At 58.3% G+C, this 18,235-nt stretch carries 20 protein-coding genes; 10 read left to right on the top strand and 10 right to left on the bottom strand.

The window, feature by feature from the left end:
* The 4 genes from AXW11_RS17175 (at window position 1) to AXW11_RS17160 (ending at window position 2,752) form a co-directional block, all read left to right on the top strand.
* Window positions 1-573, top strand: a complete 573-nt coding sequence (locus AXW11_RS17175; protein WP_036209774.1) for an LPS-assembly lipoprotein LptE — start codon at window positions 1-3, stop codon at window positions 571-573.
* A complete protein-coding gene (holA, locus tag AXW11_RS17170) occupies window positions 570-1,577 on the top strand; it encodes a DNA polymerase III subunit delta (RefSeq protein WP_041332415.1) in 1,008 nt (335 codons plus the stop codon). The genes AXW11_RS17175 and holA overlap by 4 nt, the downstream gene beginning before the upstream one ends.
* A gap of 87 nt (window positions 1,578-1,664) precedes the next feature.
* Window positions 1,665-1,928 carry a hypothetical protein gene (locus AXW11_RS17165; RefSeq protein WP_041332414.1) on the top strand — a complete coding sequence of 88 codons (264 nt, stop codon included), beginning with the start codon at window positions 1,665-1,667 and terminating at the stop codon, window positions 1,926-1,928.
* A 188-nt stretch (window positions 1,929-2,116) separates the two neighbouring features.
* Complete coding sequence (locus AXW11_RS17160; RefSeq protein ID WP_041332413.1) at window positions 2,117-2,752, top strand: endonuclease; 636 nt, start codon at window positions 2,117-2,119, stop codon at window positions 2,750-2,752.
* 66 nt (window positions 2,753-2,818) lie between these two features.
* Here the strand turns inward: AXW11_RS17160 and AXW11_RS17155 are convergent, their stop codons facing one another.
* From AXW11_RS17155 to bioB, 9 genes are all read right to left on the bottom strand, one after another.
* Window positions 2,819-4,609 (bottom strand): acyl-CoA dehydrogenase C-terminal domain-containing protein, encoded by a 1,791-nt coding sequence (locus AXW11_RS17155; protein WP_075196522.1) that lies wholly within the window; start codon window positions 4,607-4,609, stop codon window positions 2,819-2,821.
* A gap of 214 nt (window positions 4,610-4,823) precedes the next feature.
* Entirely contained in the window at window positions 4,824-6,623 is a 1,800-nt protein-coding gene (locus AXW11_RS17150) for an acyl-CoA dehydrogenase C-terminal domain-containing protein (protein ID WP_075196523.1), read from the bottom strand.
* Between the two features lie 237 nt (window positions 6,624-6,860).
* A complete protein-coding gene (locus AXW11_RS17145; protein ID WP_051947034.1) occupies window positions 6,861-7,589 on the bottom strand; it encodes a putative metalloprotease CJM1_0395 family protein in 729 nt (242 codons plus the stop codon).
* Between the two features lie 61 nt (window positions 7,590-7,650).
* The gene (locus tag AXW11_RS17140; RefSeq protein ID WP_007154811.1) at window positions 7,651-7,896 is read right to left on the bottom strand and encodes a hypothetical protein; all 246 of its coding nucleotides are present in this window, start codon (window positions 7,894-7,896) and stop codon (window positions 7,651-7,653) included.
* 51 nt (window positions 7,897-7,947) lie between these two features.
* Window positions 7,948-8,640, bottom strand: coding sequence for a dethiobiotin synthase (gene bioD / locus AXW11_RS17135; RefSeq protein WP_075196524.1), 693 nt, complete (start codon window positions 8,638-8,640; stop codon window positions 7,948-7,950).
* Window positions 8,641-8,659: 19 nt separating this feature from the next.
* Window positions 8,660-9,484, bottom strand: coding sequence for a malonyl-ACP O-methyltransferase BioC (bioC, locus tag AXW11_RS17130; protein WP_075196525.1), 825 nt, complete (start codon window positions 9,482-9,484; stop codon window positions 8,660-8,662).
* The gene (locus AXW11_RS17125) at window positions 9,472-10,224 is read right to left on the bottom strand and encodes an alpha/beta hydrolase family protein (protein WP_051947032.1); all 753 of its coding nucleotides are present in this window, start codon (window positions 10,222-10,224) and stop codon (window positions 9,472-9,474) included. The genes bioC and AXW11_RS17125 overlap by 13 nt, the downstream gene beginning before the upstream one ends.
* On the bottom strand, window positions 10,221-11,399 hold the full coding sequence (gene bioF / locus AXW11_RS17120; protein ID WP_075196526.1) for an 8-amino-7-oxononanoate synthase: 1,179 nt from the start codon (window positions 11,397-11,399) through the stop codon (window positions 10,221-10,223). Before bioF ends, AXW11_RS17125 begins: the two co-directional genes overlap by 4 nt.
* 28 nt (window positions 11,400-11,427) lie before the next feature.
* Window positions 11,428-12,534 (bottom strand): biotin synthase BioB, encoded by a 1,107-nt coding sequence (gene bioB, locus AXW11_RS17115; RefSeq protein WP_143071122.1) that lies wholly within the window; start codon window positions 12,532-12,534, stop codon window positions 11,428-11,430.
* Window positions 12,535-12,583: 49 nt separating this feature from the next.
* Between bioB and AXW11_RS17110 the strand changes: the two genes are divergently transcribed.
* Window positions 12,584-13,363 (top strand): ComFC family protein, encoded by a 780-nt coding sequence (locus AXW11_RS17110; protein ID WP_075196527.1) that lies wholly within the window; start codon window positions 12,584-12,586, stop codon window positions 13,361-13,363.
* Window positions 13,364-13,378: 15 nt separating this feature from the next.
* Here the strand turns inward: AXW11_RS17110 and AXW11_RS17105 are convergent, their stop codons facing one another.
* Entirely contained in the window at window positions 13,379-14,494 is a 1,116-nt protein-coding gene (locus AXW11_RS17105) for an NAD(P)/FAD-dependent oxidoreductase (protein ID WP_091641101.1), read from the bottom strand.
* Between the two features lie 145 nt (window positions 14,495-14,639).
* On the opposite strand from AXW11_RS17105, the gene AXW11_RS17100 reads away from it, so the two are divergent.
* Genes AXW11_RS17100 through cmoB form a run of 5 tightly spaced genes read left to right on the top strand, consistent with a single transcriptional unit; the run spans window position 14,640 to window position 18,233 of the window.
* Complete coding sequence (locus tag AXW11_RS17100; protein ID WP_007154819.1) at window positions 14,640-15,062, top strand: hypothetical protein; 423 nt, start codon at window positions 14,640-14,642, stop codon at window positions 15,060-15,062.
* A gap of 9 nt (window positions 15,063-15,071) precedes the next feature.
* Entirely contained in the window at window positions 15,072-16,073 is a 1,002-nt protein-coding gene (locus tag AXW11_RS17095) for a serine/threonine protein kinase (RefSeq protein ID WP_075196528.1), read from the top strand.
* Window positions 16,074-16,106: 33 nt separating this feature from the next.
* Entirely contained in the window at window positions 16,107-16,478 is a 372-nt protein-coding gene (locus AXW11_RS17090; RefSeq protein ID WP_036209750.1) for a PA3694 family proteiin, read from the top strand.
* Window positions 16,471-17,226: a carboxy-S-adenosyl-L-methionine synthase CmoA gene (cmoA, locus tag AXW11_RS17085; RefSeq protein ID WP_036209747.1), complete on the top strand. Its 756-nt coding sequence runs from the start codon at window positions 16,471-16,473 to the stop codon at window positions 17,224-17,226. The genes AXW11_RS17090 and cmoA overlap by 8 nt, the downstream gene beginning before the upstream one ends.
* An 11-nt stretch (window positions 17,227-17,237) precedes the next feature.
* Window positions 17,238-18,233 (top strand): tRNA 5-methoxyuridine(34)/uridine 5-oxyacetic acid(34) synthase CmoB, encoded by a 996-nt coding sequence (gene cmoB / locus AXW11_RS17080; protein WP_036209745.1) that lies wholly within the window; start codon window positions 17,238-17,240, stop codon window positions 18,231-18,233.
* The last annotated feature ends 2 nt before the right edge of the window (window positions 18,234-18,235 follow it).

The raw sequence follows: 18,235 nt of genomic DNA, 5'->3' as shown, positions 1-18,235 counted from the left end.
ATGAACCTCCCGGCGAGCCTACCCAAGATACTTCCGGCTGGCCTCGCCCTGTCACTTCTGGTGTCAGGATGCGGGTTTCAGCTACGGGGCGCCCCGCCGGTGTCGTCCGCATTGCAGCCGCTGGCTGTTGATTGCTCCGGCGATGTGCCAGAACAGCTGTGTGGCTCGGTGAAGGAACAGCTGTCTCTGGGCAACATCGACCTTCAGCCCTCCGAAAAAGCCGATTATGTGCTCAACATCAGCAATTTCCGCCGGGAACGTCGTGCCAGCGCCATCACCGTGCGCGCCGCGGCTGCCGAGTATACGTTGCGGCAAACGGTCGATATTGAGGTTTTGACCTCCGACAAGGTTCCTCTGATCGCCCCAACCGACTTGAATAGCAGTGAAACCTATCGCTACGACGAATCCAATGTGCTGGCCAAGCAACGGGAAGAAGAAGCCCTCCAGGAGCAACTCTATGACCGACTGGCCCAGCAAATTATCTTTCGCCTGGCGCCCCTTGACCGGGATCGCATTGACCGGCTGAAACAGGAAGCGGAACAGACCCGCGATCAAGACAGTGGCCAACCATGAAGACCCAGGCCCACCAGCTACCCCAGCTTCTCCAGAAAGGCTTGTCACCTGTTTACCTGGTGTCAGGCGATGAGCCCCTACTGGTTCAGGAATGCTGCGACCAGATCCGGAAGACTGCGCGGGAAGCGGGCTATCAGGACCGGGTAACCTTCCACGCCGACCAGCAGCTGGACTGGAACCGCGTGGGCGAGGAGTTTGGTGCGCTATCGCTGTTTGCCGAAAAACGCCGTATCGAAATACACCTGCCTACCGGCAAATTGGGTGATGGCCGCGCCGTTCTTGAAAGCGTGCTGCAGAATCCTCCTGACGACATTGTGCTGCTACTGATCAGCGCACGGCTGGATGCCGCCGAAACCCGCCGGAAGTGGTACAAGGAATTGCAGGACAAAGGCGTACACGTGCCGGTATGGCCCATTGATACTGATAAATTCCCGGGTTGGCTGCAACAGCGGGCTCGCAACCATGGCCTCAGCCTTACCCGCGGCGCACTGGACATCCTGGCGGAACGCCTCGAGGGCAACCTCCTGGCGGCAAGTCAGGAACTGGATCGCCTGGCGTTATTGGGCACCGGCGCCACCATCGACGAAGACACCGTCGAACAGGCTGTTCAGGACAGCTCCCGCTTCAACGGTTTTGAGCTGGTGACAGAACTCCTCGCGGGCCGGGCCGCCCACGCTCGCAAAATCGTCGGGGTACTGCAGCAGGAAGGCGAGAACCCGCTGGGATTGCTGGCGGTGCTGACACGGGACCTGAACCTCACCATGGAGCTGAATATCGCCGCGGCCAAACGGGAGAATACTGCCGGCTTCCTCAAGAAGCGCGGCGTGTTCCAGCCCCAGCGCGCAAAGGCCGTTGAACAAGCGGCGAGACGCCTGAACCGCCACCAGCTCAATACCGCACTGGAACTATGCAGCACCACCGACAGGGCCGCCAAAGGCTTTGATACGCTCTCCCCCTGGCATTACCTGCAAGACCTGATCACCTTGCTTGCAAGACCCGCCTGACTCCGCGAAATGGCCGTCATCCGGCTTGACAGTTTTCGATATTCAGTAGCATCGTATAGTTGTTAACTGTTAAAGGAGGTGCGTGATATGAGCTTCCAGGACGAACTGAAAAAACTGTCCGAAAAGATTAAACAGTACCGTGACGAAGCACGGGTTCAGATGCATCTGGCCCATGAGGACGTGAAAGACGAGTGGGACGATCTGGAGAAGGACTGGGAACGGTTTCGGAGCAAACTCGATCACATCCTTCACGACGCCGAAGATGCATCAAAAGAGGCTCGCGAGACCGCTCATAAGCTGGGCGAAGATTTGAGAACGGGTTACCAGAATCTGCGCAACCGAAAGAAGTGAAGTGTTAACCAGTTAACATAATGCAACAAATAGCCACACAGAGGCTCTCTCCCTTTGGAGCCTCTGTGTCATACTTCTCAATTATAAATGAATAAACCGTCATTTTTCTGACCGGCCAGATCTAACCACTTCCTTTCCTGGCCCGATCAGCAAAGGCGCTGTCACGCGCTGAGAGGTATAAATGGCCTATGAAAACTAAAAACGTTGTTTTGGTCGCACTGGCGGCCTTGCTTATCCCGTCTCTCGTCATCAGCCAGAACACCCGCTTCAGTGACCCGGACACCGTTGTAAAAAACGAGTTCTGGGGCAACCTTTATGCCCAGGGCGGCAACTCCTTCTTCTGTGACACACCCTTCAAAAATAAAGGCTTTGTCCTTACGGAAGGCTATGTCTACCCTCTGGCAGAAGTTCGCAATGCACTTGGGTGCGGCACCAGCAGCCAATGCGACGATGACGACAGATACCGGCAGATTGCATCGGACCTTCATAACATGGTCCCCGTGCGCAGTCGCATTGAAATGTCCCGGAGAAACGCGATTTACGAAGAATTGGGCAATGCAAGCAGCCCGGACGAGTGCGGAATTCGCGAGAGTGCGCAGTTTTTTGAACCCCCGCAAAAGGTAAAAGGCGATATCGCCCGCACGGTTGCCTATATGGTGGACACCTATGACCTGCCCTGGGCAGGCGCTTCCCGGGTGTTCAAGAGCTGGAATCAGATCGATCCACCGGATGATCGAGAGCTTGTCCGCCATCGCCAGGTGGCCGACATTCAAGGTAACGAAAACCCGTTTGTTCTTGATCCAGGCCGGATAGAAAACCTGTAAGCGAGTATATAGAGCAGCACAAAAAGGCAGGCCCGCGGGCCTGCCTTTTTGTTCACCGCTGACTACTCAGAACTCCTCAGCCGTCAGAGCCATCATTGAGTCGCTACCACTGCGAATGCCCTCAGCCAGTGCGACGGTCTTCGGCAGCAATCGGTCGAAGTAGAAGCGTGCGCTCTTCACCTTGCCGGTGTAGAAGCCAGAGGTGTCGCCATCGGCCTTCGGTGCCGCCACTTTAACCATTTTGGCCCACATATAGCCGAGAGCCGTCAGGCCAAACAGGTCGAGGTAGTCCACGGAGGCCGCGCCCACAGCGTCCGGGTTATCCCCAGCCTGCTTGATCACATGCTCAGTCACATCCGACAGGCGCTCAAATGCTGCTGCCAGTGGCTCCAGGTAGGGGCGCAGGTTTTCGTCGCTGCTGTTTTCCTCGATGAAGGTGGCCACGTCCTCAGCAAATAGCTCATAAAGCTTGCCCTGGCTGCCGACCACTTTCCGACCCATCAGGTCCAGCGCCTGGATGCCGTTCGTGCCTTCGTAGATCTGCGTTATGCGGCAGTCGCGAACCAGTTGTTCCTGGCCCCACTCCCGGATAAAGCCGTGACCGCCGAAAACCTGCTGGCCCATGATACAGGCGTCCAGGCCACGATCGGTCAGGAAAGCCTTCGCTACCGGTGTCAACAGCGCCACCATGCCCTCGGCATGCTTGCGGCGCTCGTCATCGTCGGAATACTTGGCGATATCCAGCCACTGAGCAACATAGGTAGAGAACGCGCGCCCTCCTTCCACATACCCTTTCATGGTTAGCAGCATGCGGCGCACATCAGGGTGGACCAGGATCGGGTCCGCAGCTTTTTCCGGCTGCTGGGCACCCGTGGGAGCTCGGCTCTGGATACGCTCCAGAGCGTATTCACGAGCACTCTGCAGCGATGCTTCAGCAGCACCAACACCCTGGATGCCCACGCCCAGACGCTCATAGTTCATCATGGTGAACATGGCGGCCAGTCCCTTGTTCTCCTCGCCAACCAGCCAGCCCCTGGCGCCGTCGAAGTTCATCACGCAAGTAGCGGACCCCTTGATGCCCATTTTTTTCTCGAGGGAACCGCAGCTCAGGCTATTGCGCTCGCCAAGGGAGCCGTCTTCGTTGACTGCAAACTTGGGCACCAAAAACAGGGAAATCCCCTTGGGGCCCTTGGGCGCATCCGGCAGCTTCGCCAACACCAGGTGGATGATGTTCTCCGCCATGTCGTGCTCGCCCCAAGTAATGAAAATCTTGGTGCCCGTTACACTGAAGGATCCATCGCCATTAGGCTCGGCCTTGGTGCGGATAATCCCCAGATCCGTGCCCGCATGAGGTTCCGTCAGGTCCATAGCGCCTGACCAGGTACCCGCGTACATATTAGGCAGGTATTTTTCCTTGAGCTCCTGACTGCCATGGGCGTCCAGGGCCAGGCAGGCGCCCGCCGTCAGCATCGGGGCTAGGCCAAAGGCCATGTTGGCCGCCTGCATCATCTCCTCAAACTGGGCAACCAGAGTTTTTGGCATGCCCATACCGCCAAACTCCGGGTTGCCGCCCAGGCCGTTCCAGCCACCCTCAACGATGGTCTGGTAGGCCTCGCGAAACCCCTCGGGTGTGGACACGTCGCCGTCATTCCACTTACAGCCTTGCTCATCGCCCTCGCGGTTCAGAGGAGCCAGCACACCACTGGTAATCTTACCGGCTTCTTCCAGAATGGCGTCGGCAGTGTCCGGGTCAACGTTCTCTGCCACTTTGGGCAGAGACGCCCAAAGAGCCGGCGCATCAAATACTTCATTCAGGACAAAGCGCATGTCACGTAAAGGTGCCTGATAATCAGCCATCTCAAAACTCTCCACAATTCAGTCAGTCTGCGAAGTGAACAACGATGGACCTTCGGCCCTGATCACTTCCTCGGCTATGTGTCCGCACAGGTTATATTTATGGTGGCCCATTCTACCCTATCGGAGCCCCCAACTCATGGAGCGCCGGCGGCCATGTCATCAAAAAAGCCCGCCTCCTGGGAGAGCGGGCTTTTAGAGTTCCGTGAAACCCGCCTTAGAGGGCAAAGGCTTCTTCCGGCATGTCCATCAGGCTGTCTGAGCCCGCCAGCATGCTTTCCGCATGCCCTTTGGCCCGCGGCAGCATGCGCTTGAAGTAGAAGCGCGCTGTCTGGACCTTGGCGTTATAGAACATTTCCTCGGTGGTACCTTCCACCATCTTGTCCAGCGCGACCTTGGCCATACGGGCCCAAAGATAGGCGAAAACAGCGTAACCGGAGTACATCAGGTAGTCCACGGAGGCCGCGCCCACTTCTTCGCGGTTCTTCATGGCGGACATGCCAACCTTGGTGGTCAGTTCGCCCCACTCCTTGTTCATGGCGGCCAACGGCTCAACGAATTCTCTCAACTGCTCGTTGTCGGCGTTTTCCTTACAGAACACGTGAACCTGCTTGGTGAAACCTTTCAGGGATTCACCTTGGGTCATCAGTACTTTGCGACCGAGAAGATCCAGCGCCTGAATACCGGTGGTGCCTTCATAGATCATGCCGATACGGGAATCACGAACGTTCTGCTCCATACCCCACTCGGAGATAAACCCGTGACCACCGAATACCTGCATACCCAGGTTGGCTGCTTCGTAACCGATCTCGGTCAGGAACGCCTTGGCGATCGGGGTGAGGAAGCCCAGGGCTTCATCAGCCGCTTTGCGATCTTCCTCGGTCTTACCGCTGTGAACGATATCAGCCTGCTGTGCGGTCAGGTAAATCAGAGCACGGGCGCCTTCTGCAACCGCTTTCTGGCTCAGCAGCATGCGACGAACATCCGGGTGAACGATAATCGGGTCAGCGATACCCTCGGGGTTCTTTGGACCACTCAGCGAGCGCATGGCCAGACGGTCTTTGGCGTAGGCCAGGGAGCCCTGGAAGCCAAGCTCAGCAGCACCCAGACCCTGGATCGCGGTACCAATACGCGCCGTGTTCATAAAGGTGAACATGCAGTTCAGGCCCCTGTTCTCAGGCCCGATCAGCCAGCCTTTGGCGCCGTCGAAATTCATCACACAAGTGGCGTTGCCGTGAATACCCATCTTGTGCTCGATGGAACCACAGGAAACGGCATTGCGCTCACCGGAAGAGCCGTCGTCATTCGGCAGAAGCTTGGGCACGATAAACAGGGAAATGCCCTTGGTACCTTCAGGAGCGCCTGGCAGCCGGGCCAGCACAATGTGGACGATGTTTTCGGCCATGTCATGCTCACCAGCGGAAATGAAGATCTTGGTGCCGGTGATGCTGTAGGTGCCGTCTGCATTGGGCTCAGCCTTAGAACGCAGCGTGCCCAGGTCGGAACCGCAATGAGGCTCGGTCAGACACATGGTGCCGGTCCACTCGCCGCTGATCAGCTTGGTGAGGTAAGTCTGCTTCTGCTCTTCAGTGCCGTGGGCTTCAATGGTGTTGGTCGCACCGTGGCTGAGGCCGGGATACATGCCCCAGGACCAGTTAGCGGTACCCACCATCTCGCTCATTACCAGGCCAAGAGAGTGTGGCAGGCCCTGGCCACCATAGTTGGGATCAGCGGTCATGGACGGCCAGCCGCCTTCCACGTACTGCTGATAGGCCTCTTTGAAGCCGGTTGGCGTTTTCACGCCGTCTTCGCTCCAGGTGCAGCCTTCTTTATCGCCCACCTGGTTCAGCGGAGACAGAACCTGCTCACAGAACTTGGCACCTTCCCCGATGATGGCATCGACCATATCCGGAGTTGCATCTTCGGCGCCTTCCAGATTGGCGTAGTGCTGCTCGCTGTCCAGCAGCTCGTTCATTACGAATTTAATGTCACGCAGGGGCGCTTTGTAGTCAGGCATGGAATCCACCTCAGGTTTTCGGTCTCAGCTGCGACACGGTCACAACACTCAGCCTCGGGATTTACTCATACGCTCAGCAAGAGAAGCTGAACGCCAATAAAACACTTGTTTGAAACATACGTTTAGAGGCACAGAATTGTCAATAGGCGTAATCAAAATTTGTGTTGTGTTTTGTCGCGAATGTGTACCGATGGCTTAAGCACACGGGAAGGTTTTAGACTAAAAAGCAGCTTGTTATCAGGCTGTTGCCCGGAAGGATGAAGAGGGATTGGCGCTTACATCATTGCTCCCGACGCCGGAGATGACCTGATAGGCATTCGTCGCTTCCTGCGACTGCTTTGCACTGCTTTCGTCACCCGCCTGGTCCTCGGACACTTCAGATTGCCCGGACTCGTCAGTGCGACCCAACTCTGAGGAGAGTTCAGCTTGTGCCTGCAGCATCAACTGCATGGCCTCTGCCGCCACTGCCCGGTCTTGTGGGGAAGGCTCTGCCGGCGCCAACGCTGCAGCCCTGACCACACGCATTTTATCGATTGTCGCCTGGGGATCTCCCCGCACGGGCGAGGTGCTAATCGAGACCTCGCCACCAACAGCGTACTGGGCACCGTCGGGGCCCCGTTCATAGACGTAGGAAATAGAACCGGCGTACTGGCCGCCAACCGCCTGATGGGCTGCCTCATGGGCACGAACCTCACGGTCCCTGGCTTTCAGTTCCGTAAGCTGTTTCAGCTCTGCCTCATCCAGGCCCTGAGCATCCTCTACGCTGGAACCCTGCGAGCGGGTACGATCCTCCGCAGCATTATCGTCAGCTACCCGGCCGGACCCGGAGGTTTCAGGAGATGTTCGAGATGAAGGTGATTCATCCGAAGATGGCCGGAGAGGGGCACCCGCAGCTGCGTCTCCCGAGCCAACGGAAGGCGCAGGAAAGGCAGGAGCCATTGACGGAAGGGAGCCCGAAATCATCATGTCAGCAGACTGGCCGTCGAATCCAAAGGACCTGAACAGGGCTCGGACGCCCTGAGAGGGTTCAGGCAGTAATATCCAGAAGCGTTCCCAGGGTTTCGTCGGCGGTTTTCACTACCTGGGCCGAAGCTTCAACGCTGCGCTCGTACAGTTTTAGATCAATGATCGGTTCCACGAGGCCACCGACACCTTCTGCCGTGCCCTGGGGGCCATCAACACCACCACGGGCAATCCTGCGGGCGGCATTTTCCATGCCTTGCATGCCGTCCTGGATACCCTGAATACCAATGCCTAATGTATTGCTGATCATAACCGCGCAGCCCAATGACCATATATTGACACCAGTAAGCCACAAATTTGGTCAATTTTCAAACAAAACGGCAACATCCAGTGCTTTGGCCAGCTCCTTCGGGTCGGCACGATTCTGCCATGGCAACACCCCCAGGCATGGCGCGGGCAGGTTCTGAATCAGATAATCGAGGGTTTCCTGCTCACAGTTCATGGCCGCGGGGTCCGGCCGATTGGCCACCCAACCTGCGACAGGCAATCCATCACGGCGGATAGCTTCAGCGGTTAACAGTGCATGGTTGATACAGCCCAGTTTCAGGGGTACCACCATAATGACAGGCATACCCAGAGCGACAGGCATGGCGGCGTAGGTTTCACGATCATTGAGTGGTACCCGCCAGCCGCCGGCACCCTCCACCAACAGTAAATCCGCGGGACGCATCTGCAACCCGCGGCAAAATCCGACCAGCCGTTCCGCCGTGAGGTGCCGACCCGCCTGGGCAGCTGCCACATGGGGCGCGATGGCGGGCTGTAAGGCTACCGGGTTCACCTGATCGTAAGGCAACGGTTCCGACATGGACTCCATCAGTATCAGCGCATCTTCATTGCGCAGCCCCTCCGGTGTTTCTTCGCAACCAGACGCCACCGGTTTCATCGCAAGCGTTTTCTTCCCCAGGGTAGCGGCCGCCTCAAGAATCGCAGCAGACACCAGCGTTTTCCCCACGCCGGTGTCGGTACCCGTCACAAAGTAACTCTTTCTGGCCATAGATCAATGAATCCCCATGTCAGTCCGGCAGACGGCAACCCAGCCATGCCGATGTGTAAGTGGCCTGTATCCGGCCTTCCCCGTCTCGCGGATAATAACGGCACATGGCCCGCAAACGGCCAGGCGCGGTCGCGCTTTGCCGCCGCGAGGCGCCTTTGTACCCGGCGCCGATAGCCTTGAGCTCCGCCAGCAGAGCCAGCGGCGAGGGATAATCCAGTGAAATGGTCTCGATCGCAAGTTGCGGATCCGGGAGCGTTTCAAATGCCTGCTCCCGAAAACGCGCTTCCGATTCAAAACCATTCACATGCTGGTGCCCGGGGTCTGCCCGGTGCCATGCTTCCCGAAGTTCGTCGAGGGTACCCTCCAGCAATGTCGACACCAGTAGCCGACCGCCTGGGCGCAGAACCCGGCGGCATTCAGCAAGCACACCGGCCGGGTCACGGCACCACTGAATCATCAAATTGCTGAAGACCACGTCCACACTGTTATCCGGCAACGGCAACGCCTCGGCATCCGCCTCGATCCACCGAATGCCGCTCGGGTTGGCAGATCGGGCGTAACGAAGCATTCCCGCAGCAATATCAACGCCGGTCACCTGGCTCCCCGGAATCGACGCCAACTGCCCTGTAAACCACCCAGTGCCGCTACCCAGATCGAGTATCTGGAGTCCATCTGCGCTTTGGGCCTGATGCAGCCCTTCCTTCAACTGGTCCAGCAAGACCTGGCCCATATAGCGCTGCAGCCGGGCAGCGGGATTGTAGGTATGGGAAGCTGAGCCGAAATCGCGGGCAATTGTGGATTTCGGAGGCACCCAGTCGTGGATATTGGTTGTTACAGGGTCCATTCAACCTCCTTGCCGAAAACAAACTGAAGGATTTCGTCATGGCAACGCGAAAGCGCCTGCCCTCGAGGCCAATGGGTCATACCGGTTACCCTAACGACCTTGGCGGCTGGAGACGGATGAAACGAGTGCTCCCAACATTCAACGACCACATCGTTGCTCGCCTGAAGATGCAGCGTCGGCACTGGTAAAGCACCCCACAGAGACCGCTGATCTTCGCTGCCCAACCAGTCCAGGCCCCGAACCAGGTTCACGTCGCTGACAGAAGGCCCTCGCGCAAGCCAGGGGCGCAGTTCCTGCCGGGCTTGCGACTCATCATGGCTGCCGTGAATCAAAAGTCGCTGAAAGCGCCGCCAGGCAAGGCCGGCGTTTTGCGACACCTGTTCCCGGAATGTCTCAAAAGTATCCACTTCCATCCCTGTGGACCACTGCTCCCCAGCCACAAAGCGGGGAAACCCCGCCAGAGTGATTGCCTTGCGGACCTGGGGACAACTGCGTGAGGCAGCCGCCATTACCACCTGCGCCCCCTGGGACCAACCCGCCCAAACTGACGGGCACGGATAACGCTCCAGCAGATAATCCGCCACCCCCGTGATCGAGTCGCATCGGGACATCAGGGCGTCGTTCAGCGATATCAGATGAATCTCCCCTGGCCAACGATCAAACAACGGAAGCAACATGGCGGCATCGACACCCCAACCACCCACAACCACCAGCGGGATTCGTGATTCCACAGCGTTCATACCACCTCTGCAGAGGGCCTGTTCAGTAGTGAACGGCAGTCCGCCAATGCGGACAGCAACATTGCCAGGTCTTCCGAAGAGTGCGCAGCGCTGAAGGTGACCCGCAAACGAGCCTGGCCTTCCGGCACAGTCGGCGGCCTGATCGCCGTAACCATTAGCCCCCTCTCCTCCAGGGCCTGACTCAATGCCAGGGCTGCCCAGTTGTCGCCCACCAAGATTGGCTGAATTGGTGTGCGCGATGGCATCAACTCATAGCCCAGTGCCGATGCCTCCTGGCGAAACTCTGAGATCAGCATCTGCAGGTGACTGCGACGGCTATCTTCCCGTTCGATCAGGTCAAAGCTGGCACAGGTGGCCAGAGCGATGGCCGGAGGCATGGCGGTGGTGTAGATATAGGTGCGGGCCTTCTGTACCAGGTAATCCATCAACAGCTGGGGGCCAGCCACAAAGGCGCCACTGGTGCCCACAGCCTTGCCCAGGGTGCCGATCAATATGGGCACGTCCTCCTCGGACAATCCCTGCTCCATCAGGCTGCCCCGCCCCTGAGGCCCCAGGACGCCCAAACCATGGGCGTCATCCACCACCAGAAGGGCCTCGTGCGCCCGGCACAGTGCCGCCAACTCCCTCAATGGCGCGATATCCCCATCCATGCTGAATACGCCGTCTGTCACCACCAACTTGTGGCCACCGGTAGCGGCAAGCATGTCAGCCAGGGCACTCATATCACCGTGGCGATAACGACGCACCCTGGCGCGGCTGAGAACACAACCATCGATGATGGAGGCATGGTTCAGGCGATCAGAGAAGATGGTATCGCCACGGCCAGCCAGCGCAGAGATAACACCCATATTGGCCATGTAGCCGGTCGAAAAAAACAGCGCAGCACTGCGGCGGGTAAATTCCGCTAGCCGCAGTTCCAGTTGGTGGTGGGCATCGTGGTGACCGCAAATCAGATGCGAAGCGGCGCCGCCAAAACCGGTGTTTGGCATGGCCTCAGTGGCAGCCTTGATAATCCCGGGGTGATTCGCCAGCCCCAGGTAATCGTTGCTGCAGAACGACAGTAGCGGAACGCCATCGGAAACCAACGCGGGCTGCTGGGGGCCGCTGATCTGGCGGCGGGTGCGGTAAAGCCCCGCCTGTTTTCGCTCTTCCAGCTCTGCTGCAAAGTCACGCATGGCCAGCCCTCACAGACATGCTGTCTGCCTATGCAGACTCACGGGTGGCATCGTAGAACATGTGACGGGTCTGTTCGTATTCGACCGCTTCAACGATAGCTTCTTCCGCTTCCTGTTCGGTGCAGGACTGCTCGCGCTCTTCAGGCCGAATGCCCAGACGCTTGAACAACTCGCGGTCCGCATCCGCCTCGGGGTTGGCGGTCGTCAGCAGCTTCTCGCCATAGAAAATCGAGTTCGCACCAGCCAGGAAGCACAGGGACTGCATCTGCTCATTCATATTTTCACGGCCCGCAGACAATCGCACGTGCGAGGCAGGCATCATGATCCGAGCAACAGCGATGGTGCGGATAAAGTCGAACGGGTCCAGATCTTCCACATTTTCCATCGGCGTTCCTGCCACCTTCACCAGCATGTTCACCGGCACGCTCTCCGGATGGTGGGGCAGATTCGCCAACTGAACCAGAAGGCCAGCACGATCGTCAGGGTCTTCGCCCATGCCCACGATGCCGCCGCAGCATACTTTCATGCCTGCATTACGGACATTCTCGAGGGTGTCCAGCCGGTCCTGATAGGTGCGGGTGGTAATGATATGGCTGTAGTACTTTTCGGACGTATCCAGATTGTGGTTGTAGTAATCCAGCCCGGCTTCGGCCAGCTCGTCGGCCTGTTCCTGCTCCAACATGCCGAGGGTCATGCAGGTTTCCAGGCCCAGGGATTTAACCTGGCGCACCATATCCACGACATATTCCATGTTTTTCTTCGACGGGCTACGCCAGGCCGCCCCCATACAGAAACGGGACGCACCCTTTGCCTTGGCGGCCTTGGCTTCAGCAACCACTTTTTCAATTTCCAGCAGTTTTTCCTTTTCCAGGCCGGTGTTGTAATGACCGCTCTGGGGACAGTATTTACAGTCCTCCGGGCAGGCACCGGTCTTGATGGACAGGAGCGTGCTGATCTGCACTTCATTCGGGTCGAAATGCTCACGATGGACGCTCTGAGCCCGGAACACCAGGTCATTGAATGGCAGTTCGAACAACGCACGGGCTTCCTGCATGGTCCAATCGTGGCGCGGTGAGGTAGAAGGCGCGGCAGAAGGCGCTATAGAGGGTGCATCGGCGTGTGCGGTGGCAGTCATGATTCAGTCCTGTTAACTTTACCGGGATTCTGGTTTACGGATTGAACAGATGATAAAGGGACTGAAATCGCTGTCAACCTTGATGACACCAAAGGTTAACAGCGCGAAACGGATTCCGCGCGCTCAAATCAGCATCAAGGGCTTATTTCAGCTGCGCGGCGGGCAATGCGTGGCCTGCCTGGAACCGCATGCCCATTTCGGGCTCTGCACTCCCTGCCGGCAGGACTTGCCCGCCAACCACTCGCACTGCCGCTGCTGCGCACTGCCTATCGCCTACGCTGGCGATGAACTCATCTGCGGTCAGTGCCTGAAAGACCCACCGCCCTTCAGCCGAATCGTCGCGCCCTGGCGCTATCGATTCCCGGTTGACGGTATGGTCCAGCGCTACAAATACAATGGCCAACGCGCCTATGCCCGCCCCCTGATCCAGGATCTGAGCACTCATCTGACATTGATGCTGGAGACCCATCCTGAACGCACGCCGGACCTGCTTCTGGCCAGCCCGATGCATCCGGCCCGTCGACGAAAACGAGGATTCAATCAAGCGGCGGATATTGCAGAGCACATCAGCCGTCAATCGGGCATTCCCTGGAGCGCTGACCTTGTCGTCAGGAACCGGCGCACCCGGCCACAACGAGGACTGAACCGCGAAGAGCGCCTGGCCAACCTGCGGGGAATCTACCAGGTTACCCGTATACCGCCGGCCAGTATTGCCATCGTTGATGACGTGGTCACCACCGGCGCCACTGCACGAAGCCTGACTGAAGTGCTGCTTGAGGCCGGCGCCAGGGAGGTTCAGATCTGGGCGCTGGCAAGAACCCCCGGATAAAGGTATGCAAACGCATTAGTCGGCGAGCTGCCCTGCCACTTCATCCGCAATGGCCAAAGCAGCCGTTAATCCCGGCGACTCAATGCCGAACAGGTGCACCAGCCCGGCAACGCCGTGCCGACGTTCTCCGGCGATCCGGAAATCCGCAAACCCACCATCCGGGCCAGCAAGCTTGGGACGAATGCCGGCATAGGCGGGCTGCAGGCGGGACTCGTCCAATGCTGGCCACCAACGGCGAATACTTTCAGCAAACGACCTTGCCCGACCGGGGTCAACCGAGAAGTCCACCCGCTCTATCCATTCAACATCGGGCCCGAATCGAGCCTGGCCCGCTAGATCAAGCGTCAGGTGAACGCCGAGGCCGCCTGGTTCAGGGATAGGGTATACCAATGAATGGAAGGGGTGGCGACCGGAATAGCTGAAGTAGACACCACGGGCCAGCCACTGGCGGGGCGCGATATCCGCTGGTACTCCCTGCCAGCTCGTGGCCAATGGTACTGCTCCGAGGCCGGCTGCGTTCACCACCCGTTGCGCCCTGAGCTCACAGGGCGCTGGCCCTCCAACCTGCAACCGATGCTCTCCGTCACAGGTCGCCGCACGCTCTACAGGCGCCTGGCGGACCAAATGGCCACCGTAGTCCTCCAGCTCTCCCAGCAACGACAGCATCACTCCATGACTGTCTACAATGCCCGTTTCCGGTGAGTACAACGCCTCCTGGGCGGTCACGTCCGGCAGAGAAACCCGCAAGGCCCTGCGGGTTACCCTCTGGAGCAGAACACCGTTGCGAAGGGCCTGACTGGCGATAGTGTCGAGCCTCTCCACCTGGGACACGCCATTGGCAACAATCCACTTGCCGGTTTTGCGGTGGTCGATGCCACGGGTCTGACAATACTCATACAACATCCGACGACCACGAACACACAGTCGGGCCTTGAGGGTGTCCTCGGGATAGTAGATACCAGCATGGATAACCTCACTATTGCGGGACGACACCCCTTCGCCAAAGTGAGCGCCGGATTCCAGTACCAGCACCTCCCTGCCCTGCATGGCCAGCGTCCTGGCCACTGCGAGGCCGACAATGCCGGCACCGATGACCACGGTATCTGCCTGTACTATGTCTCGCCCTGTCATCTGCTCTAACGTCACCCGCGTTGTGTTTCGATCGTTTGTCAGCATCACCAACACGCTCGTTGGCTAAAAAGCCCGAATCGCATTACGGTGTCGCCCCCGAAACGTTATACTTGGCCGTGAATTGAGTGCACGGAGCAGGGAACCGATGTCTGACAGGAAGCAGTTTATTATTGTAATGCTGGTGGCGGCCATATTTGTTGGCTGGCTTGGCTGGCGAGGCTTTGAAGTCATCAGCCTGAACCAGGCACTGAAGGCCGATGAAATGGTGGCCAACTATCCTTATCAGCATCGTGTTCTCAGGGTTGAAGGAGGGACCGCCATCATGAGCTCACTGCGCTCCCATGAAACCTCGACGCACGAAGCACTCACCACCATTTTTCCGAGCATGCGTAACCTGGGAGACAATGATCGTGACTGGCAACGGGCCGAGCGTGAACTGGCCCAGGTCCAGGCCCAGGCAGGCAACATCGTCCTCAGCGCGTCTGGCATTGATCGGGTGCGATGGGAACTGGACGAAAACTGGTATCACCTCGCCAGCATGAAGTCCCAACAGAATTCGAGATACTAAACCTTATTTATGACCGAAACCTCCAGCCATCCTTACGACGCCCTTACCCCCGATACCATTCTTGATGCCCTGGAAGACGCCGGATTTGTGGTCAGTGGACGCCTGTTTGCCCTCAACAGCTACGAGAACCGTGTTTACCAGATTGGTATTGAAGACCAGCCACCGGTAATCGCCAAGTTTTACCGTCCGGGGCGCTGGAGCGAAGCCCAGATCCGGGAAGAACATCAGTTTACCGTCCAGTTGCTCAACGCCGATATTCCGGTCGTGGCGCCCATGGCTATGCCCTCCGGCGATACACTGGGCCGTTGCGGGGACTTTCTGTTTGCCGTATTTCAGCAGCGGGGCGGGCAGGCGCCCGACACCAGCGTGACAGATACCCTGTACCGCCTCGGCCAGTGGCTGGGCCAGCTCCACAATATCGGGGACACTGAGCCCTTCAACCATCGCCCGGTTATGTCGATTCTTTCGGGCATTGAGGATAACAATCGGTTCCTTACGGAAAACCGCTGGATTCCAGATGACCTTCGGCCAGCGTGGGACTCGCTGATTCCCGATCTTGTCGACCACTGCGCCCGTCGGATCGATGACGCTGGCGAGGTGCACTCCCTGAGAATTCATGGTGACTGCCACGCCGGCAACATCCTCTGCCGCGAGGAGCAGATGCTGTTTGTCGACCTGGACGATTGCCGTACCGGGCCGGCGATTCAGGATTTGTGGCTGTTACTGAACGGTGATGACGTTGAACGTGGCCAGCAATTTGGTGAACTACTGGAAGGCTACGAGATGTTCCGCGATTTCAATCGTCGTGAGCGTCATCTGATTGAACCCATGCGCTGCTTCCGGCAGATTTCCCACTGCACCTGGCTGGCCAAGCGCTGGGACGACCCGGCCTTCCCGCGTTTCTTCCCCTGGTTTGCCCAGCCGCGTTTCTGGTCCGACCAGATCCTGTCACTTCGGGAACAACTGGCGGCGCTACAGGCCCCTTCCATTCATGTACCCGGCCAATATTGAGGCCACTATTACCGACAGACCGGAGACCAACCGATGAGCCAAAGTGAGGCCCGATTTACCGTCCGCAGCCTGATTGTCACTGCCATTGCCACCATCATCGTTACCATCGTGGTTTTGGAGGCCAGCGGGCGGATTGATCATGCCGAGAATAAGGATCATGTGCCGGTGGGGGAATTTGAGGCCGTTCACATCAAACCTGGCGAAGAGTTCCGCATGTCGCCCAAGTCATCGGAACTCCACGCTGTCTGCGAACAGGGGTATCTGGCCATCGCCGCCGATGTGGACCCGGAGTTCCGGGGCATCCTCGTTGATTACAAGAACCGGGGCGTACGCTGCAGCCGAGGCCCGACACCCGCACACGACAGGCCTGTCCATGAGGGCCAGGAGCCAGCAGACAATGGCTGACAGGAACAAAAAACCGGGCCAGGCGCTGGACCGTCTGTTCGCCACTGAACGGGAAACCGGAGAATTCCGGTTTGACACATCGGTGGCTCGGGTATTTCCGGACATGATCCGGCGCTCAGTACCGGGTTACACCACGATTATTCCGATGATTGAAGTGATCACCGAACAGTATGCCCGCCCGGGCAGTCACTGCTACGATCTCGGCTGCTCTCTCGGCGCCTCCACTCTGGCCATGCGCCATGGCATTGGGGACCGCGACTGCACCCTTACAGGCGTGGACAACTCGGCTGCCATGATTGAGCGTTGCGAGCATTATATTGCTCTGGACGACCACCCATTGCCGGTTTCGCTGCGGTGCGAGGACATCCTCGACACCCCGATTGAGAACGCGTCGGTGACCACCCTGAACTTCACACTGCAGTTCGTGGCGCCAGACAGACGCGCAGAACTGATGGCTCGCATCGCCGACGCCACACTGCCCGGCGGAGTACTGATCCTCTCCGAGAAAATTCGCTTTGAATCCGATTCCGAGCAATCAACACAGACCCAACTCCATCACGAGTTCAAACGGGCCAACGGCTATTCCGACCTGGAGATCAGTCAGAAGCGTTCCGCCCTGGAACAGGTACTGATACCGGAAACCCTGGCCGAACACCGTGAGAGACTGATAAACGCAGGATTTAGTCAGGTTATGGTGTGGTACCAGTGTTTCAACTTTGTCTCCATGCTCGCCATTAAATCGCACTGAACGGAGCCTCCATGACGACCTTCAACTGGCAGGGGTGCTTTGCCCCGCTGCTTGACGATCTTGATAGCCGTGGCCTTGAGCGCTGGCGAAAGCAACTGCAGCAACAGCTACAAAAGCGCTTTGACGACAACCCTCATGGGGATATTGCCCGATGGAACCGGGCTCTGGACACCCTGCCCCACATTGGTGATGCCACGGCGAACCTGAACCAGTCGGCCATTACCCTGAACTCCGACCAGCCCCTCAGCACAGAAGACCGTGCAAAGCTCGAAGAAGGGCTGCGAGGACTGATGCCCTGGCGTAAGGGCCCGTTCGAATTCTTTGGCACCTATATCGATACCGAGTGGCGTTCTGACTGGAAATGGGACCGCGTCGCTCCCTACCTGTCAGACCTGAGTGGTCGGCAGATACTGGATGTCGGTTGCGGCTCTGGCTATCACTGTTGGCGCATGCTGGGCGAAGGAGCCGGCCGGGTGATTGGCATCGACCCAGGACTGTTATTCCTGTTCCAGTTTCTCAGCGTCAAACAGTATGCAGGCCAGGAGCAGCGCATTGATCTGCTCCCGGTGCGCGTAGAGGATCTGCCGCCAAAGCTGGAAGCATTCGACACCACTTTCTCAATGGGTGTGCTCTACCACCGTCGCTCACCACTTGATCACTTACTGGAACTGAAAGACACACTCCGCCCGGGTGGCGAACTGGTGCTGGAAACGCTGATAGCGGATGGGCCGGAAGGTTACAGCCTGATGCCGGAGGACCGCTACGGCCGGATGCGCAACGTCTGGTTCCTGCCCAGCTGCGACACTCTGTTGCGCTGGCTGGACCGAACCGGTTTTCGCAACGCCCGCGTGGTGGATGTGACAGAAACCACGATCGAGGAGCAACGCAGCACTGACTGGATGCAATTCCAGTCGCTGCAGGACTTTCTCGACCCGGACGACCCAACGAAGACCGTGGAAGGTTATCCGGGTCCGAAAAGGGCGACGGTTATCGCGGACAAGCCCTGAAG

The organism is Marinobacter sp. Hex_13 (assembly GCF_001566815.1).
In the GTDB taxonomy this organism is placed as follows: Bacteria; Pseudomonadota; Gammaproteobacteria; order Pseudomonadales; family Oleiphilaceae; genus Marinobacter; species Marinobacter salarius.
The sequence above is the reverse complement of the archived record's forward strand: the minus strand, read 5'-3'. Positions and strand labels throughout refer to the sequence as shown.